This is a genomic window from Colwellia sp. BRX8-5 (genome assembly GCF_014077325.1).
Classification (GTDB): domain Bacteria; phylum Pseudomonadota; class Gammaproteobacteria; order Enterobacterales; family Alteromonadaceae; genus Colwellia_A.
On the sequence record NZ_JACGVR010000001.1, the window covers coordinates 203,020 to 227,980 of the forward strand.

The following is a 24,961-nucleotide window of genomic DNA, read 5'->3' on the forward strand; positions in this document are numbered from 1 at the left end:
TAAGCAAACAAGTACCGAATTGTCTCTGGGTTTGGTAGAATTGCGGCAAATTTTTTGTGAGTGAAATATAAATGAATATCATTGAAGCTAATTTTGACGCAGCAGGTAAAAAGTTTGCCATCGTTGTTTCACGTTTTAACAGTTTTGTAGTTGAAAATTTATTAGAAGGTGCAGTTGATGCACTTAAACGCCATGGCAATGTTGCAGATAACGACATTACTATTGTTCGTGTTCCTGGCGCATATGAATTACCCCTTGCTGCTAAGCGTATTGCAAGTAAAGGCGAGTTCGATGGCATTATAGCTATTGGCGCCGTTATTCGTGGCGGAACTCCACATTTTGATTTTGTTGCGGGCGAATGTAATAAAGGCTTAGCGCAAGTTTCAATGGAATACACTATTCCTGTTGCTTTTGGTGTTATTACAACCGATACCGTTGAGCAAGCAATAGATCGTGCCGGACTTAAAGCAGGTAATAAAGGCGCAGAAGCGGCTTTAAGTGCTTTAGAAATGGTTAATGTTTTAGATAAAATATAAGCGGGAATTTTTGTGAAACCAACTCCTAGAAGGAAAGCTCGTGAGTTAGCTGTTCAAGCTATTTACTCATGGCAGCTTAGCCAAAACTCAGTAACTGATATCGAAGTTAACTTTTTAACTGATAACAGTGCGCGCCGTTTTGATATTCCATATTTTCAACAATTACTCCACGGTGTAACCAAATCAGTTGGTTCTATCGATGAAGCTATTTCTCCACATGTTGACCGTCCTTTAAACGACGTTGACCCAGTAGAAAAAGCTATTTTACGTGTCGCCATTTATGAATTGAAAGATTGTAAAGATGTGCCATACCGAGTTGTTATTAATGAAGCTATCGAATTAGCAAAATCTTTTGCTGCTGACGATAGTCATAAATTTGTTAATGGTGTTCTTGATAAAGCCGTTAAACTGATTCGTCCAGAAGAATAATTTGCGTTCATTTTCTCAAAGCAAAGCAAAGGATTGGTTGTTGTATGAAAGAATTTGAAGTCATTCGACGTTATTTTACTGAACAGGTAGTGAAGCGCAAAGACGTTTATTTAGGTATTGGTGACGATTGTGCACTGGTTACTCCGGGTGAACGCCAACACATTGCAGTAACGACAGATACCTTAGTGGCAGGTGTTCATTTTCCTTTAAATACATCGCCACGTGCTATTGGTCATAAATCGATAGCTGTTAATTTGTCTGATCTTGCCGCTATGGGGGCAGAGCCTAGTTGGGTTTCTTTAGCACTCACGCTTCCTGAGATTGATGAAAATTGGATCAATGAATTTTGCCTTGGTGTTTTTGACCTTTGTGAATTTTATAATGTCCAGCTTATTGGTGGTGATACGACGCAAGGACCATTGAGTATAACCATTACAGCGCAAGGACAAATTCCTTTTGGACAACATATTTCCCGTTCAGGTGCTAAAGCCGGAGAATGGTTATATGTTACCGGTGAGATAGGTGCAGCGAACCTCGCTTTACAACATATCCAAGGTAAAGTGAAAGTAGCAGCTAAATATCAGCAAGAAATACAAAAACGCTTAGACTTTCCAAAAGCAAGGGTTTTGGCTGGACAAGCTTTACGTAAATATGCGACTTCTGCGATAGATTTATCTGATGGTTTAGTCGCAGACCTAGCTCATATCTGTAATGCCTCGGGTGTTGGTGCTAATATTGTTCTTGATGCTTTACCACTTTCTGCCGCATTAAGTGATACTGTTGGTATAGACGCAGCGTACGATATTGCTTTAGAAGGTGGCGATGATTACGAGCTATTATTTAGTGTTACTGAAGATAACCGCGTAGGCATGGAAACAGCCTTAGCTAACTCAGGCAATAAGATCACCTGTATTGGCCAATTGAATGGTTCAGGAAAAATTACCACGACATTAAATAAAAAAGCGGTAAATATTAAGGTTCAGAGCTATGAACATTTCTCTGATACTCCTTCTACTAAATAATGTAAGTTAAATGTAATGAGTAAATCTACCGAGAACTTTCGTATAACTAACCCCATCCATTTTCTTGCTTTAGGGTTTGGTAGTGGTTTATTACCTAAAGCACCAGGTACTTATGGCACGCTTGCGGCCATTCCTTTGTACCTGCTGTTAGCGCCTACTTCAGTCAGTACTTATTTAGCTATTGTTATTATCATGAGCATTGCCGGTATCTATATTTGTGGAAAAGCCGCAGAAGATGCAGGTGTACCTGATCATGGCGCAATTGTCTGGGATGAAATTGTTGGTTTTTTAATCACTATGTTTCTTGTTCCTTTGACATGGCAAAGTATTGTTGTTGGTTTTATCTTATTTAGAATTTTTGATATTTTTAAACCTTGGCCTATTTCCTATGTAGATAAAAATTTACATGGCGGTCTAGGTATTATGGTTGATGATATTCTTGCGGGCTTAGCAGCACTGGCTTGCATGCACCTTATCTTTTAATCCATAGCACAGAACGTCGAGTTTTAGTGTCTGGTCACTTCTTTTTAAAACCTTAATTAAATGACGGGTTACTTGATACATATCAGCCTATTTATTTTTCAACTTGCTACTATAAATTAAAGACATACTTTAATGCGGTAGTGATAATGGAAGAATGGGTTGGTGGGATTTGGCATAAGTATATTACCCGTAAAGCCAGTACCGAATATGAGCAAGCAAGCGTGTGCTTTAGTGAGGTCAGTAAATCTGTTGGTATGGTTTTTCGTGCCTTAGGTGGCGACGTTGTTAAGCGTATAGAGGCGGCGAGTTCAAGAGATTATCTCGTTCGTCGCACCTTTCTGCAAAAAGTATCGGGTGAAAATCAACAAGTCAGTCTTGCGTGGCAAGACCCTGAGAGTTTACGTTTACCTGAACGTTTAGCGGTATTTCCAACAACTGAACTCAATCGTGACCTTTATATTTGGCTAGCTATTTTAGCTGCGCATCATAGTGGACGCTTTCAGCATTGGGCGATAGATAATCAGCAACTCGTTGTTGAAGTCTTAACAAAATTTCCAGCATTAACTCCCCGTTATCAACGATTAGCCCAAGCTTTTTTAGTAAGCAGACCCTCGTTAAAAAAACTACCCGAGCAAGAAAAAATAATGGAGCAGGCGATTGTCCAAGCGATTCTAGAACCGGGCACTGTTAAAATATTTCCTACGGTTAATTACGCGCCGAAAGCGGTATTCCTTTGGTTATATCCTTCAGCTCATGTTGATCCATTACTCTTGCCTGATTATCAAGACATTACTGAAGACGAAAACCAAGCTCAAGAAAGTAAGCAATCAACAAAAAATAAAATTAGCCGTAAAAAAGCAGATCGCGAACAAGCAGATGAAAGTAACGATGGCATGATGATTTTTCGTTTAGAAAGCCTTTTTTCATGGAGCGAATTTTCAAAACTAGATAGAGGCTCTGACGATACCGATGAAGATGAAGAAGATTTATTACGTACAGCAGAAGATCTCGACAATATTACTTTATCGCAACAACAAGACCAAAAAAGTGCCAATATAAAAATTGATTTAGATTTACCTTCCGCGTCCGAAGATGATATTCCGCTTGGGAAAGGCATTTCTTTACCCGAATGGAATTACAGAACGCAGCAGTTAGAAGCCGACCGTTGTTTACTACAACCAATGCTGCCAAAAAATTATACAGCTCAATCTTTGCCTATTAAGCTTCAAAAAACGGCAAAGGCTATTCAAGCTCAATTTGAACAATTAACCAGTGTACGTTACTGGCTAAAAGCCCAACCGCAAGGCGAAGAACTTGATTTGTCTGCTTGGTTAGACTTTTATGTAGAAAGTAAAATAGCGCCGACTCAAGAAAAAGGACTTTACCAAAGTTTTAGAGGTAACAATCGCGACATTTCTAGTTTATTACTGGCTGATTTATCTATGTCTACTGATGCTTATTTAGATGATGATAACCGTGTTATTGACGTGGTTCGCGATAGTATGCTGTTATTTGGTGAGGCGTTAAATAGTGTTGGTGATAACTTTGCTATGTATGGTTTCTCTTCAGTAAGACGTTCAAATGTTCGTCTTACTATGCTAAAAAACTTTAATGAACCATACAATGATGAAATTCGTGGCCGCGTTCAATCTATTCGCCCCGGTTTTTATACACGAATGGGAGCGGCTATTCGCCAAGCAACCAAGGTTTTACAAGAGCAGCGTAGTACGCAAAAATTGCTACTGATCTTAACCGATGGAAAACCTAATGATATAGATCATTATGAAGGGCGTTTTGGTATCGAGGATACTCACCAAGCGATTGCTGAAGCAAATAGGTTAGGCATTAAACCGTTTTGTATTACCATTGACCAAGAAGCAGAAGAGTATTTACCTTATTTATTTGGTCGTGATGGCTTCACCGTTATTTTACGACCAGCACAATTACCGATACGTTTGCCGCAACTTTATCATCAATTAACGAGTCATTAATTATGTCTGCGAAACAGTTACCTTGTCTTTATTGCCAAACAAAAAATGAGATTAATAGGGAAAATTGTCAAAATTGTGGAATGCCGTTAGCAAAAGATCATCCTGACGGTGAAAATGCGCGGCAACGATTTTTTGTCAAAGCCTTCTGGGGTATTGTTATATTTTGTATCGTGATGATGATTTACTTACCGAGATATCTTTTTTAATCAGATTATGGGCTGTAAACTCTTTAGTGCAACTATTTGTTGACAGCTTAACCCTCAGAAAAATAACTCAATGCTATCATTAATACCAATTATTGTTCTCGCTGGTATAATGCCGCTATCTTATATCGTTATCTTCTATACTTACTTGTATTTTAAAACGTATTTTGACGTTTTATCAAAGTAAGCCATAAATTTCAGGAGTTCTTCAAGCAATGTCTACTATGAATTTATTAAACGAAACCCACAATTCAGCCCGAGTTAGTTGGCTTGTCACTGCGAATAAAGCAGATACCGACTTTCCTATTCAGAACTTACCTTTTGCGGTTTTTAAACGTGCAAATAGCGAAGAAGCATTCCGTGGTGGTGTAGCAATTGGTGATCAAGTTATTGACTTAGCTGCCTTGGCTAACGCAAATGTTTTTGACGGTCTAGCCCAAGCAGGTGTAAAAGCCTGTAATGCACCACAGTTAAATGATTATATGGCGATGGGTAAAGCGACATGGAGCGCTTTACGTTTAGCACTCTCTGATGCTTTGAAAGAAGGCTCAGCTTTACAAGATAAAGTGGCCGCTTGTTTAATTGCTCAAGCTGACGTTGAATATGCACTACCTTGTAATATTGGTGATTACACTGATTTTTATACCTCAATTCACCATGCTACGTCAGTGGGTTTGAAGTTCCGTCCAGACAACCCATTATTACCTAACTATAAATGGGTACCTATTGGTTACCACGGTCGTTCATCTTCTATTGATGTTTCTGGTCGAGATTTTAAGCGTCCTTCTGGACAAACTAAAGCGCCGACAGCAACTGAACCATCATTTGGCCCTTGTAAGCGTCTCGATTATGAATTAGAAGTAGGCATATTCATTGGTAAAGGTAATGACTTAGGCGATGCTATCTCTATCGATAACGCCGAAGATCATGTCTTTGGTTTATGTTTATTCAACGATTGGTCTGCGCGTGATATTCAAGGTTGGGAATACCAACCCTTAGGGCCATTTTTGTCGAAGAACTTTGCGTCAACAGTCTCACCTTGGATTGTGACGACAGAAGCATTAGCACCTTATCGCTCGGCTTGGACACGTGTTGAGACAGATCCTCAACCAATGCCATACCTAGAGTCAGAAAATAATCGTGCGGTCGGTTCATTTGATATCCAGTTACAAGCCTTGCTTGAAACCCAAAATATGCGTGAAAAAAGTGAAGAAGCGGTTGAAATGTCACAATCTAACTTTAAAGATTCATACTGGACAGTGGCACAAATGGTCGCTCATCATACCGTTAATGGTTGTAACCTTCGCGCGGGTGATATGTTTGGCAGTGGTACGCAATCTGGACCTAAGCCTGAAGAAGCCGGTTCAATGTTAGAGCTTTCAAATGCGGGTGCCGATCCTATTACTTTACCTAATGGTGAAAAACGTACTTTCTTAGAAGATGGTGACAACGTCATAATGAAAGGTTGGTGTCAAAAAGAAGGTGCAGTGCGCATTGGTTTTGGTGCCGTATCAGCGACAATTTTACCAGCGAGTTAACGGCTAAATTAGCTAATTGCTCATTGAGTTAATCGCAAAGCGTTGGTTGTTTATGATCAGCGCTTTTTTTATCACTAAATTTCAATAGTAATAATCTATTTTATTCCCCACTACTTCTCATTAAATTTTGTTTTGATCTAGATTATCTTTTTTATAAATCAGCCCTGCGAATACAAAATTATTCAATAAGTGTGCATAAATAAGCGACGAAATGCTAAAAAAAGACGATGAATTACTTTGTATATTGTATGCACTGTGAAGTTAGTGTTAATTTTTAGTGCTTTGACTGTGACTTCACTAAATAGTGCAATATTTTTATAATTTATTTTTATGTCAATTTGGAATAAGAAAATTCTTTTAGGTCTATTTAGGTCTATTTGATTACGAAAATATTCGGATATTAATTTCTGGTTAATAAGTCCACAGTCACTAGCCTGTATAGTCCTTATAGAGAAAACCTCTTTATCAATAACTAGACTTCTTTTCGTAATTAAACGTTATTTAATGAAGAACATCTATTTTCGCGCTATTTTCAATTAATTTCGCCCTTGTAAACACTTTTAGGCTGTTTTATAAAGTACCTGCAAGTCTAGGTAGTTTCACCTATTGACTACCTAGTCTAAAAAAACATAAAAATATAAAAATATAAACATAAATCTATGAAGGAAGTAACATGTCTACTCAATTATTTCGTACAGCAACGTTAACGTTAGCGGTAAGTATTGCACTAGGTACTGCGCCAGCATATGCAGAAGAAAACAGCTCAAAAGTAAAAGTAAAAGATGTAGAAAGAATAGCGGTTGTTGGCTCACGTTCAGCGCCTCGTTCTGTTGCTGACTCTCCTGTTCCAATTGATATTATTGGTGGTGAAGATTTAGAGAAAATGGGTTCAAGTGACATGCTTGATCAACTTGTCGGCAGTGTTCCTTCATTTAACGTACACGCTAACCCAATTAGTGATGCGGCGACATTAGTTCGTCCGGTAAACTTACGTGGTTTGTCTTCAGATAGCACATTGGTGTTATTAAATGGTAAACGTCGTCATCGCGCTTCAGTTATTGCCTTCCAAGGTGGCGGCATTAATGATGGTGCACAAGGTCCAGATATTTCTGTTATTCCAAGCATAGCGTTAAAGCAAGTTGAAGTGTTACGTGACGGTGCAGCAGCACAATACGGTTCAGATGCAATCGCTGGTGTAATGAACTTTGTCTTAAAAGATGCTGCAGAAGGCGGTAGTTTCTCTGTTAAGCACGGTGAATATTACGAAGGCGATGGCGCTACAACAACCTACGCAGGTAACGTTGGTATGCCATTAACTAAAGATGGTTTCGTTAACTTAAGTTTTCAATATAAAAATGCTGATGCGACAAGCCGCAGTGTTCAAGTAGCCAATGCTGCGACCATTGCAGCGGCAGGTAACTCATTCATCGCTGAAGAAGCTCAAGTTTGGGGCTCTCCAGAAGTTAATGATGACACCACACTTTTTGGTAATATTGGCCTTGATTTAGGCAATGATAAAAAATTCTACATGTTCGGTAACTATTCAGAACGTGATGTAAAAGGTGGCTTCTACTGGAGAAATCCACATAACCGTTCAAGCATTTATTCAAATGATGGTGGTGACACACTACTTGTTGGCGATTTAGATGGCGTAGATAACGGTATTACTTGTCCTACCATAGCTATTGGCGCTAATGTTTTAGACCAAGCTGATTATCAGTCTATTGCCGACAATAGTACGGCTTTAGGTAAAAACTGTTTTGCGGTTAACGAAACATACCCAGGCGGTTATACGCCAAACTTTGGTGGTAATGTAGTCGATACATCATTAACTATGGGTGTTGAAGGTGAAATTAATGGCGGAATGCTAGACGAAGTTTTCTTTGATATCAGTGGTTCTGTTGGTCGTAATAAATCAAGCTTTAGTATTGTAAATACCATTAACTCTTCAATGGGTCCTGAATCTCCACGTGATTTTGATTTAGGTGATTACACACAATTAGAAAAAACGTTTAACTTAGATTTATCTAAGGGCGTTGAAGTTGGTCTAGATTCACCAATGAATGTTGCGGGTGGTTTAGAATGGCGCGAAGAGACATTTGAAATTGGCGCGGGTGATCAATACTCATTCCTTGCTGGTCCATTAATCGACCAAGGGTTTAACCTAGGCTCACATGGTTTCCCTGGTTTTCAACCATCACAAGCCGGTGTGTTTTCTAGACGCAGTGTTGCTGCATACGTAGATGTTGAAGCATACATTACTGACGACTTTTTACTTGGCGCAGCTTTACGTTATGAAGACTTCTCATCATTTGGTGATACGTTAAATTATAAATTAACGGCTCAATATTCTATTAATGATGAGTTATCAATACGTGGTTCTGTAAGTACTGGTTTTAGAGCTCCTACCGTTGGTCAAGCTAATGTAAGTAACGTTTCTACCGCATTAGAAGATGGTGAATTAACCGATTCAGCGTTATTACCACCAACAAGTGAATTTTCAAAATTATTTGGTGGTAAAGAATTAGAGCCAGAGCAGTCAAGCAGCTATGCATTTGGTGCTGTTTATCAAAATGGAGATTTTTTCTTTACGGCTGATTACTATCATATTGAAGTTGATGACCGTATTACACAATCTGACCGTACAAAATTAGAAGAAGCTGACTATGCTAAATTAGAAGCATTAAATGTAGCTAACCCTCGTTCAGTAGGTACAGTAAGTTTCTTTGCTAACGACTTTGATACCACAACACAAGGTGTTGATATTGTTGCAAACTACGGTATGCAGTTGTTTGAAGGTGATACTAAACTTAGCTTAGCTTACAACTGGAATGAAACCGATGTTACGGGTAGTTCTGATATTACAGGTGCTTTTAAAGTTAAACGCTTAGAAGAAGGTTTACCAAAGCATAGAGGTTCATTCACTGTTTCTCAAAGCTGGGATAATATCAGTATGTACGTTCGTGGTAACTACTTCGGTGAATACCATGCGGTACACGTAGATTATGACCTAGCCGCTCAAGATGCTGATGCAGCAATTACTTTTGATGCTGAAGTGAGTTACTTTATTAATGACTCATTTACAATAGCAGCGGGTGCACAGAACATCTTTGATCAACAAGCTGAAGAGTTAGAGTTTGAAGAAGCTTCACGTAATCATCCTGATGGTTTCACACCTAATAACCAATGGGGCGGTAAGTACTACGAAACATCTCCATTTGGCTTTAACGGTGGCTTCTACTACGTAAAAGCAACTTATAGCTTTTAATTGAGTTGTAAATAGCGATTAGAACACTAATCGTCTTACTTAAAAAAGTCAGCTAATTTAGCTGACTTTTTTATATAAAAATATTGAGGAGTTGAATAGCTTAGTTAACTCTATCGAGCATAATAACTTGGTCGAGAATAATAACCTGCTCACAGTGAAGCTAAATTAGCGTGCGGCTGGGTAAATTTACTTGGTACTTGAATGTTTTTTTGATTTTTCAGCCAAAGGTTAAAGATTGTTAGCTTGTACATGACCTACTTTAAAGCTCTGAACAAGTTCAATGCGTTTTTTATTTATGGCTTCTTTAATATCTGCACCTTTTATTCCTTGTTCGATAAACTCTTTAGCGGTTACCGTTAAGGCCGCTTCAAAAGCACTACGTAAGTAATCTACTTGCGGATAGGGTTTGTTCTCATTGTACAAACGACCGCGAAAATCAGCCGTACAGGCAGTCAAGAAATCAGTAAACTCTTCAGGCTTGCGCCATACATCTAAACTATTAAACAACTTAACTAGCGTGTTGGCTTTTAATTCAAATGCTTTATGGCAATGTAAATGAAATTCACAGACTTTACGCGCTAAAATTTTGTGATCTTTAGGCACTTTTAATTGCTCACATATTTTGTCAACTAATGCTAAACCTGAGTTTTCATGACCCCGGTGGCTGGGCCAATTTTCTTCTAAGGTCAAAGACTTACCCAAGTCATGACAAAGTGCCGCGAACCGTACAGATGTTTTAGGGGAAAGCTTTACCGCTTGTTGCAGAACCATCATAGTATGAATACCCGAGCAAATTTCTGGGTGCCATTTTTCTGGATTAGGGATCCCCCATAGCGAGTTAAGTTCAGGCCATATTTTCGCTAATGCACCACATTCACGTAACACTTGAAAAAATACTTCGGGATTATTTTCAGTCAAACTGCGCTGCATTTCTTGCCAAATACGTTCACCTGACAGTGTAGCTAATTCTCCGCTTTCACTGATTTTAGTCATCAAGTCTACTGTTTCGCCAGCAATGGTAAAGCCATAATCATGATAACGGGCAGTAAATCGAGCTACCCGTAAAACACGAAGTGGGTCTTCAACAAAAGCTAATGAAACATGTCGCAGTATGCGGTTTTTTAAATCAACTTGGCCATTATAAGGATCAATAATAGTGGTGCTTTCAACGCTATCGTTAAAGGGCATCGCCATTGCATTAATAGTGAGGTCGCGGCGAAGGAGATCTTCTTCAAGGGTAACCGCGCTACTGGCATCGCAAATAAAACCGGTATAGCCATGGCCTTGCTTACGTTCAGTTCTTGCTAAGGCATACTCTTCTTTAGTCTTGGGATGCAGAAATACCGGAAAGTCTTTACCGACTTGTGTAAAGCCTAATGTCAGCATCTGTTCAATCGTTGCGCCAACAACAACATAATCATGATCATAGACCTTGTGTCCTAAAAGTTTGTCGCGAACGGCACCGCCGACTAAATAGCGGTTAAGTACTGAAAGGTCATTGTTGATCATTATTACTCTTTATTTATTAAAGCTGACATATTTTCAGAAAGCTTAGCATATTTATCTAAATTATTTACCAGCTAGTTTTGACTTATGATGGACTACAGGTTAGTTTCTATGACAGTTTATTGACTTTAAAAATTACTTAAATCTATTATGTATAAAGGTTATTTTGGTTTAAAAGAAAGCCCTTTTTCAATCGCACCTAATCCTCGCTTTTTATTTATGAGTGAACGCCATAAAGAGGCCTTGGCTCATTTAAGTTATGGCTTGGGTGAAACAGGAGGCTTTGCACTGTTAACGGGTGAAGTTGGCACCGGAAAAACCACGATCAGTCGGCGCTTAATGGAGCAGTTACCCGAAAATACGCAAGCGGCTTTTATTCTTAATCCAACATTATCAAGCCAAGAGCTACTGGCTACTATTTGTGACGAGCTAAAAATTCGTTACCGAAAGACAGGGGCAACGTTAAAAACACTCACCGATAAAATATATGAAAAACTCAATAAAAATCATCAAGCTAATCTTAATACGTTATTAATCATTGATGAAGCGCAGCATTTGGCGCCAGAAGTTTTAGAACAGTTACGTTTATTAACAAACTTAGAAACAGATACTAAAAAATTACTACAGGTCATTTTAATTGGTCAGCCTGAATTAAAACAATTGTTGCAACGTCGAGACTTGCGACAACTGGCACAACGCATTACTGCTCGCTATCATTTGCTGCCGTTAACTAAGGGGGAAGTAGGACATTATATCCAACATCGCTTGTCAGTAGCACAATGTGAACGTATGTTATTTGAACGTGCCGCAGTGGCGGAAATTCATCGCATTTCACAAGGTATACCGCGGATAATTAATTTGTTATGTGAGCGTTCACTGACCAACGCCTATTGCAGTAATAATGCTTTGGTGACTAAAAAAATTGTTTTATTATCTGCACAAGAAGCATTAGGCGATGAATACCAAGCAACCTATTGGTGGCAACACAAAGCGGTTAAGGCGCTAGCCGCATGTACAGTGTTAGCGGTTATTGTCAGTAGCTCGTATTTCCTAGGCCAATTATTTGGTGAAGATATTAACGAAACGTCAGCGCTCAGTATTACTGAGCCTGTGGTTAATAACCCTATAAGTGACACTAGCGCTCCAGCGCTTATTGCTGCGGATAATGAAAGTTTAGCGACTAACAATAAAAAAACACCGGATGAAAATTTAGTTGCAGTAACAACAGACAATGCTTCTAAAGTGTTTGAAATAGAAAGCGATGGTGACAAAAAACTTGCTGTTGAGCAGCGTATCGTAACAACCGATAACACCGCAAACGTGCTTATGCCGGACAAGAACTCTTCTGAGCAACTATCTACATTAGCAGACAGTAAATTAGCTGAAGATAAAGCGACAAGCAAAGTTAAAGAAAAGCTTTCTGTGAAGGCGGTTGACGGTGTTTCTGATGATTTGCTGGCGCTTTTTCAAAGCGCAATAGATGATACCGAGCAAGACCCTCAATTCAAAAATAGCGCAAACCAAGCTGTCGAACCTGAGGTTAATGCACCGACATTATCAGATATGCCTGCTTGGGTGCAAAGTGAGTTACCTTCATTAAATTTTCAACAACATATTTATACCAGTGAAGGTGAAAGTTGGGTAAAAGTTAATGGCAGAGATCGCTATGAAGGCGACACTATTTCTGAGGAATTAGTGTTAAATTATATTTATGGTCAGAAAGTTATTTTAACGTTTAAAGGCCAGCAGTTTAGTTTGCCGGCGCTTTCTTCTTGGTAATATCATCGTTTTAAGTGGTCTGACTAATGTTTATCTGCAAGCGCTAAACGTTAGTCGATAAAGGCGGTTTTGAAAAAACCTAATAAATTAAGGTTAAATTCTTCAGGTCGAATACAGCAGTCAATTTGATCTTTGTATTTTGATTCACTCAAGTTAACTTCTTTAATCGGTATCGCTTGATTGAGGCGTATATTATAAAAAACGCGTACGTACGGGTGTAAGGGTTTTTGTTTATTTAAGCGGCTAATTAGCCCTAATTTACCACTGTTAAGTTTGACTAAGGTACCGACGGGATAAACGCCCATACACTGAATGAAGCTTTCAACTAATTCTTCGTCATAACATTCGGGGGACTCAGCAATAAGTTTCTTAAAAGCATTAATAGGGTGAACACTCTTTCTATATGGGCGATCACAGGTCATGGCGTCGTAGCTGTCGATGATAGCAAGCATCTTGCCATATTTTGATATGTCATCTCGCTTAAGGTTATTAGGATAACCCGAACCATCTAAACGTTCATGATGCTCTTGTATCATGGTCATCGCGACATGAGAAATGCTAGGACTGTCTTCTAATATCTTTAAGCCAAGCGCAACGTGACTGCGAATAATACTTTGCTCTTTAGCGGTTAACGTACCTTGTTTATTTAAAATATCACTAGGTAATAATACTTTACCAATATCATGTAAAAAGGCACCCAGCGCTATTTCTTGGATCAAACGTTTGTCAAAGCCTAAATGTTTAGCAAAAACAGCCATCAAAATTGAAACATTGAGTGAGTGTTCAATAAGATAAGAGTCTTTAGTTTGAAAACGGGACATGCAGGTTAGGGCATCTTGATTTCGAAAAATAGAGTCAACCATAGCGTTAGCTGATTCTTCAACCTCGGCAATATTAATTGATTTTTTTTGTCTAATTTGCGATAGGATTTTTTCTTGCAGTAATTTTGCGTTTTTATACAAGTCGCTGGCTTTTTTCATTTCGCTGTCAAATGATATAGCTAACTTTTCCAGCGAATTACTTTTTAGTTCAATAAGTTGCCTGGTTTTAATATCAGCGAAAACCTTTTCAACATTAACGGTTTTCTTCTCTTTATCAGGCACAATAACGAGCTGAACAATATCAGCGTTACGTAATTGAGTAATACTTTCAAGACACGAAATATAACCTTCAGATTTGATCGAAAGATGATTGTTACTGAAAAATGATTTTACATACATGCCAGGTTTGAGCTGATCGATAGAAATAATTTCGGTGATTTCGCTCGTTGTTATTTTGGACATATTGTTAGGCGGCTAGTTACAAAGCTATAATTGATAATAGCTTATTACTAAACAATACTTTAGATTAATTTTAGTCATTAGTGCAATTGATGGGTGAAAGGGGGAAAGGGTGAAAAATAAAGCTTCATCTACAATTTATCGGTAAAGAGCAGATGAGGCTTTAGGACGTTATACTTAACTTATTGCCAGCTTGGCATTTTTGCTTCAAAAGCTTTTATCGTGTCTAGCTTGTTTAATGTCCAGCCAACACTATCGATGCCTTGTTCTAAACAATATTGATGAAACTTATCTAAACTAAAGGTGAAACTTAATTCGCCACAAGTGATTGTGTTATTGATTAAGTCGACGGTTAACTCGAGGTTTTCTTGGCTGCTCATTTTAAATAACGTGTCAATTTCTTCATCACTAAGTTTTATTGGCAGTAAACCAATATTAATACAGTTACCATAAAAGATATCGGCAAAACTTGGTGAAATTATAGCTTTGAAACCGTATTCCTCTAATGCCCATGGTGCATGTTCTCGACTTGAACCACAGCCAAAATTTTCACGGGTTAGTAGAATGCTTGCACCTTGGTACTGAGGTTTATTCAAAATGAATTCAGGGTTGTTTACTTTCCCTGATACGTCTAAATAGCGCCAGTCATGAAATAAATGCTGTCCAAAGCCTACTCGCTCTGTTTTTTGTAAAAACTGTTTTGGGATTATCTGATCGGTATCTACGTTTGCTGCATCTAAAGGAACAACTAACCCCGTATGTGTTGTAAATTTTTCCATGATTATATTCCTTGTGAATTCAAGTCAACAAAATGACCGGTAATTGCAGAAGCAGCAGCTAGCTCTGGGCTCACTAAGTGCGTTCGGCTGCCACGGCCCTGTCGGCCTTCAAAGTTACGATTACTGGTTGAAGCACAACGGTCACCTTCTGTTAGCACATCATCGTTCATGCCTAAACACATTGAACAACCAGGTAAACGCCATTCAAAGCCGGCATTACTAAATATTTTGTCTAAACCTTCCGCTTCTGCCTGCGCTTTTACGCGATATGAACCGGGAACAACGATGGCATCAACATTTGCTGATACTGATTTCCCTTGTGCTTGATAGCTTGCAACAACACCTGCGGCTGCGCGTAAATCTTCGATACGTGAATTTGTACATGAACCAATAAAGACTTTGTTAATAGTAATATCTGTAATTTTTGTACCCGCCGTTAAGCCCATGTAGGTTAAGGCCGCCGCACAAGAATCTTTTTCTACTTGCTCGGTAAAGTCATCGGGCGATGGCACTACGCTATCGACTGAAGTAACCTGTCCTGGTGTGGTTCCCCAGGTAATTTGCGCTTTAATCTCTTCGGCTTTAAGGGTTAATATCGTGTCAAACTCAGCGCCTTCGTCAGTTTTGAAGGTTTTCCAATCATTTAACGCTTCAAGCCATACATCGCCCTTTGGCGCATATTCTTTACCTATTAGATAATCGAAGGTGGTTTTATCAGGAGCGATTAAGCCCGCTTTCGCGCCAAATTCAATGCTCATGTTACAAACGGTCATGCGTTCTTCCATGCTCAGTGCTTCGATAGCACTACCGCAATATTCAACGACATACCCGGTCGCACCCGCACTACCTGTTTTGCCAATAATCGCTAAAATGATATCTTTTGCGCTAATTCCAGCGCCTACTTGACCATTAACTTCAATTTTCATGGTTTTTGCTTTTGTTTGGCGTAAGGTTTGCGTGGCAAAAACGTGTTCAACTTCAGAAGTACCAATACCAAAAGCTAATGCGCCAAATGCGCCATGGGTTGCGGTATGAGAGTCACCACAGACAATTGTTGTACCCGGTAACGTTAAGCCAAGTTCTGGCCCAATAACATGAACAATACCTTGATTTTTATGGCCCATACCAAATAGTTCAATACCAAACTCTTTACAGTTTTTTTCTAATGTTCTTAATTGATTGGCTGCGCCTTCACCCGCAGCATCAATTTCTATTGAACGGGTTGAAATGTTGTGATCCATCGTGGCAATCGTACGCTCAGGATGACGAACAGGGCGGTTATGAAACTTTAAGTTAGCAAACGCTTGTGGTGAGGTAACTTCGTGGATCAAATGACGGTCAACATAAAGCAAAGGTGTTTCACCCGCTTTTTCTTCAACAACATGCTGTTGCCATAATTTTTCATATAAGGTGGTAGCAGAATTTTTAGGACTCATCGGTTATGCCTCTGTTATTTTTTGATTAGCACTATTTTGTGCACTACTATGTTGCGCAATAATCTGTTGGCAAATATAATCACCCACTTCAGTGGTGTTTTTAGCCTGGTGTCTTTGGTTTGCGGGCAGTAAATCAGCGGTTAACACGCCATTGTCTAATGCGCTTGCTACGGCATCTTCAATCGCTTGTGCCGCTGCACTTTCATTTAAGCTGTAACGTAGCATTAATGCTGCTGATAAAATTTGCGCGATAGGGTTAGCGATACCTTTTCCGGCAATGTCAGGCGCACTGCCACCGGCAGGTTCATACATACCAAAACCTTCGCTATTTAAACTTGCAGAAGGTAATAACCCCATAGAGCCGGTTATCATTGCGCAGATATCGGAAAGAATATCGCCAAATAAATTAGGGCATAACAAAACGTCAAATTGGTTGGGATCGCGAACAAGTTGCATGGCGGCGTTATCTACATATAAATGCTCTAAGGCAACATCTGGGTATTCACTCGCGACTTCTTCAACTACTTGGCGCCATAACTGACTGGTCGCTAAAACATTGGCCTTATCAACAGACGTTACCTTATTGTTACGTTTTTGCGCCGCTTGAAACGCCAAGTGAGCAATACGTTTAACTTCTCGACGAGAATAAAACATCGAGTCAAAGCCTGTTTCTTCTTCACCTTCACCGCGACGTCCTTTTGGCTCACCAAAGTAGATATCGCCGGTTAACTCGCGAATAACCAGTACGTCGAAGCCTTGCTGTGAAATATCACTGCGCAATGTCGATAATGATGATAAAGCCGGTTGTAAGGTCGCTGGGCGCATATTACAAAATAAATCAAAACGGCTACGCAAGCCTAATAATGCACAACGTTCAGGTTGTTGTGTAGGAGGTAAGTTAGCCCATTTTGGACCGCCAACCGAGCCAAATAAAATAGCATCGGCTTGTTCACAACCTTTCATGGTCTCATCAGGAAGGGCGTGACCGTGGCTATCAATAGCAGCACCGCCTATAGCGTAATCTTGTGTCGATATTTTTATATCAAATATTGTTGCGATGGTACTTAATACTTTTTTAGCTTCAACCATTACTTCTGGTCCGATGCCATCACCGGCTAATATTGCTATGTTCGACATGTCTTTTATACCTTTAGTCAATCTTATATGTTTGAATTTATTATAATGAAGCTTGAACGTCGTTTTTTAGTTCGCTTTTTATTTCATTAATGGTGATAGCGCGATGAATACTATTCAGTGCATGTATCAAGGCTTTTGCTGAAGCGTCAATAACATCGGTCGCTAAACCGTAGCCATGAAATTTTCTGTCTTGCCAGGTAACCACTAAATCAGCTTTACCTAAACCGTCTTCACCTTCACCTTTATTTGATATTTTGTAATCAGCGACCTCAAAATCAATATCAACCGCTTTTTTAATCGCTCTATATAATGAGTCAACCGGGCCATTACCGGTTTCAGAAACAATATGGCTTTCTTTACCGGCTAATAATTTAATACTTGACGTAGAAAACTCGCCGCCACCACACTGCACGTTTAATGTTTCTAGATGATAAAATTCTTGCTCTTCACCTTGTTGTTGAATATTAAAGTGCAACGCTTCTAAATCATCATCAAAGACTTGACCTTTTTTATCGGCTAGCGCCAAAAAGTCACTGTATAACTCTTCTAAGTCAAACTCAGCTTCGGTATAACCTAAACTTGCCATGCGGTGCTTAATAACGTGACGACCACTGCGTGAGGTTAAGTTTAATTTTGTTTTACTGATGCCGACACTTTCTGGGGTCATAATTTCATAAGTATTACTGGCTTTTAACATGCCGTCTTGGTGTATACCTGACGAATGACTAAAAGCGTTACCGCCAACAATCGCTTTGTTTAATTGCACGGGCATATTACATAATTGGCTGACTAACTTTGAAGTGCGGGCAATTTCTTGATGATTAATATTGGTGTGTACATTTAAGAAGTCATGTCGGGTTTTCATGATCATCGCGACTTCTTCTAATGAACAATTACCGGCGCGCTCACCAATACCATTAATGGTACATTCAATTTGTCTAGCGCCTGCCTGTACTGCAGTCATTGAGTTGGCAACGGCTAAACCTAAATCGTTATGGCAATGCACCGAAATTACTGCTTGATCAATATTAGGCACACGATTAAATAATTGGGTAATAATGCCGCCAAATTCATTGGGTAGGGTATAGCCAACCGTATCAGGAATATTAATGGTGGTGGCACCGGCTTTTATGGCGTTTTCAACCATGCGACATAAATTGTCGATAGGGGTACGGCCAGCATCTTCACAAGAAAACTCGACATCATCAGTAAATTTTCGGGCAAATTTAATTGCATGGATTGCCATTGCTTCAACATCGGCAAAATCTTTCTTCAATTTTTGTTGAACATGAACATCTGACGTTGAAATAAACGTATGAATACGGAATTGGTCAGCGACTTTTAACGCATCGGCACAGGCTTGAATATCGCCTTCAACAGCTCGAGCTAAAGCACAAACTCGGGAGTTTTTAATGGTGCGGGCAATTTGTTGCACTGACTTAAAATCGCCTGGCGAAGAAACAGGGAAGCCAACCTCCATTACATCGACTCCTAAGCGTTCAATGGCTAGCGCAATTTGTAACTTCTCATGCACTGAAAGGCTTGCATTTAGTGCCTGCTCTCCGTCACGTAAGGTGGTGTCGAAAATAATTACCTTGCTGTCCATGTTTATTCCTTAATATTTATTGTGCTTAGGGTATTGGCTACTTACATAAAATACGGGTATAAAAAAACCCGCGGTAATATGCGCGGGTTTTAATGTTTATCTTTAATTTACAACAATAAAAAACCTATCCGCGCATTGATAATGTGAGGAGGAGGTTAATGCGAATAATATTTTTTATGGTAATGGTTGTTGTCATTAAAGTCGTCTTATTAAGTTAGTTTAGCTCGCTAGAGCAAACAGTCATCTATTAATAGCGTATTTACTCAAATAATGTCAATTAATTATTAATATTTAAAAAGTATAATGGTGGCGCTAATGAATATAAGGCGTTTAAAACTTCCAATAATTAAGAATTTTGCGTTGCTTTAAGTTTCTGATGATATTGCGCGGTAGTGTTTTTATTGCCTGTTTGCCATTGAGTCTAATATCTTCTACAGCCTCTAATATCCGAAATGACGACTTACCATCACTATAAGGATGTAACTCTTGGGCATAACGATTTATCGCCAATATAAGTGTTTCTGAAGGCGATAATGCAACAGTTAATGCTTGGGGTAATTCTTTTGCATCGGTAATGTTAATTAAATAATTACCGGGTTGGCTATTATTGAACGCGATAACCGGCTTACCCAGTAAAGCAAACTCACCAATAACCGATGAAGTATCCGACACCATAATATCAGCCGACTGCAATAAGCTATTTATATTTGACGATGTTATTATTTTTAGGTTTTCTGAAGAGAGTTGAGCATAAAGCTCTAACCACTTTTTATCCATTTTTGGGTGAAACTTAATCAGCCAATTATATTTTTTATCATCCACTAAAGCGGCAATTTCTTCATATAAAAAAGGTGCGCAAGTCAACGCGGGTGAAAAAGTGGGTGCAAAGAGGATTGTAGGCAGGTTATTACTAAAATATTGCTCTTTGGGGGTATTAAATAAATTATCTAATTTTGGCCAGCCTGTTTCTTTAACATCGAAAAACTTATGCTGGTTAGCTAATTCATTAAAGCGATTGGTGGTCGCTGCCCCATGAGTACAATAGAGATCAAAGCAGTCTCTAATAACAAAGTGGCCTTTTTTCTTCCACTCTAAACCATGGAAAACTTGTACTTTAATACCGGGAATAAATCGTGGGATGATATTACCCGGCACAAAGCTAGCGACAGGGTTAAAACTAATCACATCAGCAACACTGCTAAGCACCACTTCATCGGCAGCAAAATTACTCAGATTAACATCACTACCAGCAACAAACCAGGCAACTTGGCTGCCTTGGCTTAGTATTTCTCGCTGTAAAGGTCGCAAAATTTCAAAAGAATAATTTTGTGAAATATAGAAAAGGTATTTAGATGCTTTCATTGATATAAACTAACTGGGATTTAATATGAACTCACCTTTACGGACAAACAAAATATCACCTGATGTGTATTTTTCATCAATGATATCTAATACATGTTTTGAAAGATCTTCGCATGTTAAAATATTGTCGTTGGGTAAGTCGAATTTGTCTCTGAACTTTGTCATTATTGCTCCAGGACACAAACAATAAGAATTAAAACCATCTTTAGCTAAACATTTAGATAGGGTAACAACACCTGCTTTTGAAGCACAATAAGATGACCAATCAGGGTAGGCATTAAACGCAGCCGTTGATGATATGTTAATGATAACTGTGTCAGGGTTTTTGGTTAATGCCGCTTTAGCGGTAAGGTAAGTGCCAATTAAATTGACTTGAATATCATTAATCCAAAGATGTGTGTCACTCTCTAATATTCTTTTTGGATGGATTGTGCCAGCATTGTTTATAACAATATCAAATGAATGGCTCTTAAAATAATTATTGACGCTCAATTCATTACTTATATCTAATTCAGTTCTGCTTGGTGTAGAGATTTTGAAGGCATTTTTGAACTGTTGATAAAAGCTTTGTGCCCAGTCACCCGCACCACCGGTAATTAATATAGATTTCATTATGCTTTCACATCTGGATTGATATGTTTGTCGGCATTAGTTATTAATTCTTTATACTGATCAACAATTTGAGCTTTTAAATTTGAGCTACTGATACCGGAGCCATAGGGAAAATAGAACACTTTAACACCAAGATCTCTGAGGTAGTCATATTTTCCTTTCCAGTCATCACCAATAACAAATATATCAATGTTAAGATCTTTTACTCTGTCTGTATGTTCTAGAGACCTTTGCGGGATAACGACATCAGGGTATTTTAAGGCACTAACAATTGCTATGCGTTCTTCAAAAGGTATTGCTGGAGGGTTTTTGTAGCTGCATACTAATTCATCAGTACTCACACCTACAATTAGTGTGTCGCCCAAACCTGCTCCATATTCAATCATTTTCAGATGGTTGCGATGAAACAAGTCGAAAGTGCCAGAAACGTAAACTACAGAACTCATATTATTAACCTAACTTAGTAAAAAAATATTATATATTTTTACATGTACAACCTACAGAGTAAATGTTTATTAATCAGTATGATTTATCAAATAATCCGCAATTCGCTTACTACAATTACCATCAACTTTACCAATAAGAAGTTCAGTTAATTCAAACCTCTGCATTTCTTTTAATTGAGGGCTCTTGAGTTGAATTTCAACTTGTTGAACTAATTGCTCAGTATTGATTACTTGTTGGGCTACTTTTGCAAAGTATTTTAAATCATCATCAAGACGCTTATTTAAACGCCACTTGAATATACCTCTGTAGCTCCAACGCACTTTAAAAAAATCACACCAAATAGCGGGTTTATTAAGCGCAGTAAATTCAAACAAAGTAGAGGATGCATCGCTGATTAACAAGCTTGCGGTATTCATAAAAGGGATAATACAGGCTTCCTCTATAGAGGAGATATATACGTTATTGTACTGAGACCAAGATTCAAAAATCGTTTGATGATTCTTGTATTTCTCTTTAGTTAAGGAAAAATAATGAGGTTTAATTATAAGGTTATATTCTTCTAAAAGTTCAGGAAAATCATGAGGTAAACATTCAATACTGCTTGGGTAATAGGTCGGTGCATATAATATCGTTTCTTTTTCTGGATCTAAACCTAACTGTTTTAAGTCTAAACTAGAAGATTCGTTATTAATGATAGGGTCTAATTTTGCATAACCCGTATCAATAAAGCTTTTAGAGGGAAATCGTTCTTTCAAACGTTTTAATCGGTGTTTCCCTTCGACAAACCGGTGCTGAATGTCACAATCTGACCAATCATAATAACATGACTTTGGACCAACCCCGTGATTCATCATAGCTGTTTTAGAACATTGATGAACATTTTCTAGATGATGAAACGCATTACCAAAAATTATCCAGTCAGGTTTGTTATTGAAATAAAATTCTTTTGCTTCATTTGAATTATTTACAAGGGTGTAGTTTAATTTTTCACTTTCAACATAATTTATTAATATATCCTGCAGCTGTTTTTGATTGTATAAAATAAAGTGGCATGACACTGAATTTTTTTCAAGCACATCTTTTACCGGTAAATATTGTGGTAAATAATACAGGTGTTGAATATCAAAAAAAACATTCATAAATTACCAGTTATAACCCAAAGTCGCACGGTAGAAAGACTCTCCATAAATATCACTACCAGCTGTTAACGAATAATTAAGAAATCCATTTTTATATACTTGTTTTAAACTTAATTCTATCTCTTGGGCTCTAGAGTACTTATCTTGTGTCAAAGAATCTATAGCAGCGGTTCGAAATAGTGTTTGTAAATGATACTTGGGTGAAAAGTCCCAGTTTAGTCTAATTAACGAAGAATTCCCGGGGGATCTATCTTCCAGCTCTTTGTTATTACCCCACCAATGACCCATTACAACGTGATCATTACGGTAACCTTCACCATAAATTTTGTGAACATACCATGATTTGTGAAATTTAGAATGCTCAGCATACAATGAAAAGTCCTTGTTAATATATGGAAAGAATAACCCGTAGGTTTGACCAATGTTACCTAACTGAGTGTTCTTGTGTTCTTTGGTATCCTCTCCTGCATATTCCATATAAAAGGTAAAAGGGAAACCCTGATAAGACAAGTCAAATTTATTGGTTAACGAAGCAATTTGATTACCCACTTCTTCATCAGAATTGGCACAACCAGTTAAACCTGAGCCACAGTTATCTGAGTTAACGGGGTCAATAATCGCATTCCAAATATCACTTAGGCCAGTGCTTCTTTCGCCACCACCAAATTGAAAGGTTCTATTAGCACCTATCGTCCACCAGCTAAAGGGTTGAAAACTCATATGCATAGTCATTAATAATGGCTTTCCTGATGATGTAGAGCCCTTATACTTTATACCCGCCATTTCCTCTAACTGTCCTAATGAAAATTCGTATTTAATATGCCAAGAGGTAATAGGTTTTACATTACTCATGGTAATAGAAAAGGTCGGAGCAGCGTTAGTAGACAGTAATGATGCACTTTCTTGTGAGGGAGATAGCCAATGTTCGCGGTAGCCAATATCAAATTGAGCATATTCATAACCCAATGAAAAGTAGCTATTATGGGGAATAATATTCTTACCTTCGACGATGGTTCCCCCTAAATTTGCGATGGCGTATTGATTGAACTGATAAAATCCAGAAGCACTTGCTTGGGCCGAGCTGTCCATGGCAACACCACGATTATTGGCTATGGTGAAGTTTTTATTGTTAGATGTTGAAAGCGTGGTTGATAAATGAGTGATCGCACTCTGCTTTTTATAACGTTTTATATAAGCAGAAATTCTATAAAAAAGCTCAGGATGAGAACCTTTAATTTTGTTTAGATAATCAACAACCGTGACAATATGGTAGGGTTTACTCAACATTGGCATTCGAGAAATTGTCGCTAGACGTGCGATTTCAAGTTCAATAAGAGCATCAGTTTTTAACGGTAAGTAAGGGCTAACACCATCGGCATTAGCCTGTTTTGTATAAAATAATATAAATAAAGCGATAAAAAATAAGTATTTAGTTTTGTGCACAAAAAAAGCCATCATATAATCTAAAAATCGCTGTGATTATACGTGAGTTTTTCTAACATAATAGGGGTTACTTCCAATTATCCATTGAGCCTTTGCGGCGAGAAGTTAATCTTGGCAGAATCAAACCTAAAAGTAAGCCAATAACTAACACTATAGCGCCATTATAAAACCATTCTTTTTTGATATTGGTATCTTGGTCTTTTAATTTGGCTCGTATCGTTATAAGTGTTTTATTAAGCTGGCTTATTTCATTGTTAAGTTGGGCTTTTTCACTGCTAAGGTTTTGAATAGTATTTCTACTCTGGGAAAGTTCCTCTGACATGCTGTCAGTATTGCTGCTGGTATTGGCTAATTTTTCATTCAGCTCGGCAATAACAAAGCGTAAGCCGGGTTTTAATGATAGATACTTACTTTCAACCCAGACATTTCTATTTTTATCATCAATGATTTCAGAGTAATCATTTTCATTTTTACCGGTTACTTTCACTTCAGTGCCTGAGTTTATACTGCCTAGAATTCGATAATTATTACCCGCTCCTGAATGCATATAAATAAATAAATCGTCTGAAATATAGCCAGAAGGAAGGTTGGTTGGGCTGTCTTCTGCAAAAAGAGGGGAAGATGAACTGAGAACTAAACCAACCAATAAAGCTTTTATTATTTTCATGAAACTACCATTAACCTGTATAAAATTATGCATAGCAAAATACTAGGGGTTTGGCGGATTGATAGCAAGTTAAGTTTACGAACATTAAGGTTTTATTGGTAAAATACATAAGTGTTCTCAATATTTTGTAAACAAGGTATTACATAGTTAATTCATTATGGTAGTTTTTACTAATAGTTTGTTAGGGCATCAGCAGTCAGTTAAATTTTTCTATATCGCTACATTATATGAAAGAAATTTATCGGAATTGGCATTCGCTATTTGTTTTCATATGTCGCTGTTGTAAACTCACTATGTT

General features: G+C 38.2%; 20 protein-coding genes. 8 read left to right on the forward strand and 12 right to left on the reverse strand.

The annotated features are described in order from the left end of the window. Window positions 1–71 precede the first annotated feature (71 nt). The 7 genes from ribE (at window position 72) to H4J62_RS00910 (ending at window position 9,470) form a co-directional block, all read left to right on the forward strand. Window positions 72–536, forward strand: a complete 465-nt coding sequence (gene ribE, locus H4J62_RS00880) for a 6,7-dimethyl-8-ribityllumazine synthase (RefSeq protein WP_070374607.1) — start codon at window positions 72–74, stop codon at window positions 534–536. 12 nt (window positions 537–548) lie between these two features. After that, the gene (gene nusB, locus H4J62_RS00885) at window positions 549–965 is read left to right on the forward strand and encodes a transcription antitermination factor NusB (RefSeq protein ID WP_070374606.1); all 417 of its coding nucleotides are present in this window, start codon (window positions 549–551) and stop codon (window positions 963–965) included. A 44-nt stretch (window positions 966–1,009) separates the two neighbouring features. After that, window positions 1,010–1,987: a thiamine-phosphate kinase gene (gene thiL / locus H4J62_RS00890; protein WP_182213538.1), complete on the forward strand. Its 978-nt coding sequence runs from the start codon at window positions 1,010–1,012 to the stop codon at window positions 1,985–1,987. A 15-nt stretch (window positions 1,988–2,002) separates the two neighbouring features. Continuing rightward, on the forward strand, window positions 2,003–2,470 hold the full coding sequence (locus tag H4J62_RS00895) for a phosphatidylglycerophosphatase A (RefSeq protein WP_182213539.1): 468 nt from the start codon (window positions 2,003–2,005) through the stop codon (window positions 2,468–2,470). Between the two features lie 146 nt (window positions 2,471–2,616). Beyond that, a complete protein-coding gene (locus H4J62_RS00900; protein WP_182213541.1) occupies window positions 2,617–4,461 on the forward strand; it encodes a nitric oxide reductase activation protein NorD in 1,845 nt (614 codons plus the stop codon). A 427-nt stretch (window positions 4,462–4,888) separates the two neighbouring features. Then, the gene (fahA, locus tag H4J62_RS00905; RefSeq protein ID WP_182213605.1) at window positions 4,889–6,202 is read left to right on the forward strand and encodes a fumarylacetoacetase; all 1,314 of its coding nucleotides are present in this window, start codon (window positions 4,889–4,891) and stop codon (window positions 6,200–6,202) included. 673 nt (window positions 6,203–6,875) lie between these two features. Further along, on the forward strand, window positions 6,876–9,470 hold the full coding sequence (locus tag H4J62_RS00910; protein ID WP_182213543.1) for a TonB-dependent siderophore receptor: 2,595 nt from the start codon (window positions 6,876–6,878) through the stop codon (window positions 9,468–9,470). A gap of 228 nt (window positions 9,471–9,698) precedes the next feature. Here H4J62_RS00910 and H4J62_RS00915 read toward each other — a convergent pair whose 3' ends face one another. After that, window positions 9,699–10,979, reverse strand: coding sequence for a multifunctional CCA addition/repair protein (locus tag H4J62_RS00915; protein WP_182213545.1), 1,281 nt, complete (start codon window positions 10,977–10,979; stop codon window positions 9,699–9,701). A 147-nt stretch (window positions 10,980–11,126) separates the two neighbouring features. Here H4J62_RS00915 and H4J62_RS00920 point away from each other — a divergent pair, with 147 nt between their 5' ends. Further along, entirely contained in the window at window positions 11,127–12,755 is a 1,629-nt protein-coding gene (locus H4J62_RS00920) for an AAA family ATPase (protein ID WP_182213546.1), read from the forward strand. 50 nt (window positions 12,756–12,805) lie between these two features. On the opposite strand, the gene H4J62_RS00925 is transcribed toward H4J62_RS00920, so the two are convergent. The 11 genes from H4J62_RS00925 to H4J62_RS00975 all read right to left on the reverse strand — a co-directional run bounded on the left by H4J62_RS00925 (window position 12,806) and on the right by H4J62_RS00975 (window position 24,663). Beyond that, window positions 12,806–14,038, reverse strand: a complete 1,233-nt coding sequence (locus tag H4J62_RS00925; protein ID WP_182213548.1) for an HD-GYP domain-containing protein — start codon at window positions 14,036–14,038, stop codon at window positions 12,806–12,808. Between the two features lie 179 nt (window positions 14,039–14,217). Continuing rightward, window positions 14,218–14,814: a 3-isopropylmalate dehydratase small subunit gene (gene leuD / locus H4J62_RS00930; protein ID WP_182213549.1), complete on the reverse strand. Its 597-nt coding sequence runs from the start codon at window positions 14,812–14,814 to the stop codon at window positions 14,218–14,220. Between the two features lie 2 nt (window positions 14,815–14,816). Then, complete coding sequence (leuC, locus tag H4J62_RS00935) at window positions 14,817–16,250, reverse strand: 3-isopropylmalate dehydratase large subunit (RefSeq protein ID WP_070374598.1); 1,434 nt, start codon at window positions 16,248–16,250, stop codon at window positions 14,817–14,819. A 3-nt stretch (window positions 16,251–16,253) separates the two neighbouring features. Next, window positions 16,254–17,387 carry a 3-isopropylmalate dehydrogenase gene (gene leuB, locus H4J62_RS00940; protein ID WP_182213551.1) on the reverse strand — a complete coding sequence of 378 codons (1,134 nt, stop codon included), beginning with the start codon at window positions 17,385–17,387 and terminating at the stop codon, window positions 16,254–16,256. A 40-nt stretch (window positions 17,388–17,427) separates the two neighbouring features. Continuing rightward, window positions 17,428–18,993: a 2-isopropylmalate synthase gene (leuA, locus tag H4J62_RS00945; RefSeq protein WP_182213553.1), complete on the reverse strand. Its 1,566-nt coding sequence runs from the start codon at window positions 18,991–18,993 to the stop codon at window positions 17,428–17,430. A 330-nt stretch (window positions 18,994–19,323) separates the two neighbouring features. Then, on the reverse strand, window positions 19,324–20,355 hold the full coding sequence (locus H4J62_RS00950) for a CDP-glycerol glycerophosphotransferase family protein (RefSeq protein ID WP_182213555.1): 1,032 nt from the start codon (window positions 20,353–20,355) through the stop codon (window positions 19,324–19,326). A gap of 9 nt (window positions 20,356–20,364) precedes the next feature. Beyond that, window positions 20,365–20,967, reverse strand: coding sequence for an SDR family oxidoreductase (locus H4J62_RS00955; RefSeq protein WP_182213556.1), 603 nt, complete (start codon window positions 20,965–20,967; stop codon window positions 20,365–20,367). Then, entirely contained in the window at window positions 20,967–21,413 is a 447-nt protein-coding gene (locus H4J62_RS00960; RefSeq protein ID WP_182213558.1) for an adenylyltransferase/cytidyltransferase family protein, read from the reverse strand. The genes H4J62_RS00955 and H4J62_RS00960 overlap by 1 nt, the downstream gene beginning before the upstream one ends. 69 nt (window positions 21,414–21,482) lie before the next feature. Next, window positions 21,483–22,553 (reverse strand): CDP-glycerol glycerophosphotransferase family protein, encoded by a 1,071-nt coding sequence (locus H4J62_RS00965; RefSeq protein ID WP_182213560.1) that lies wholly within the window; start codon window positions 22,551–22,553, stop codon window positions 21,483–21,485. 3 nt (window positions 22,554–22,556) lie between these two features. Next, window positions 22,557–23,996 (reverse strand): capsule assembly Wzi family protein, encoded by a 1,440-nt coding sequence (locus tag H4J62_RS00970; RefSeq protein ID WP_182213562.1) that lies wholly within the window; start codon window positions 23,994–23,996, stop codon window positions 22,557–22,559. A gap of 67 nt (window positions 23,997–24,063) precedes the next feature. Then, entirely contained in the window at window positions 24,064–24,663 is a 600-nt protein-coding gene (locus tag H4J62_RS00975) for a TIGR04211 family SH3 domain-containing protein (protein WP_070374591.1), read from the reverse strand. Between the last annotated feature and the right edge of the window lie 298 nt (window positions 24,664–24,961).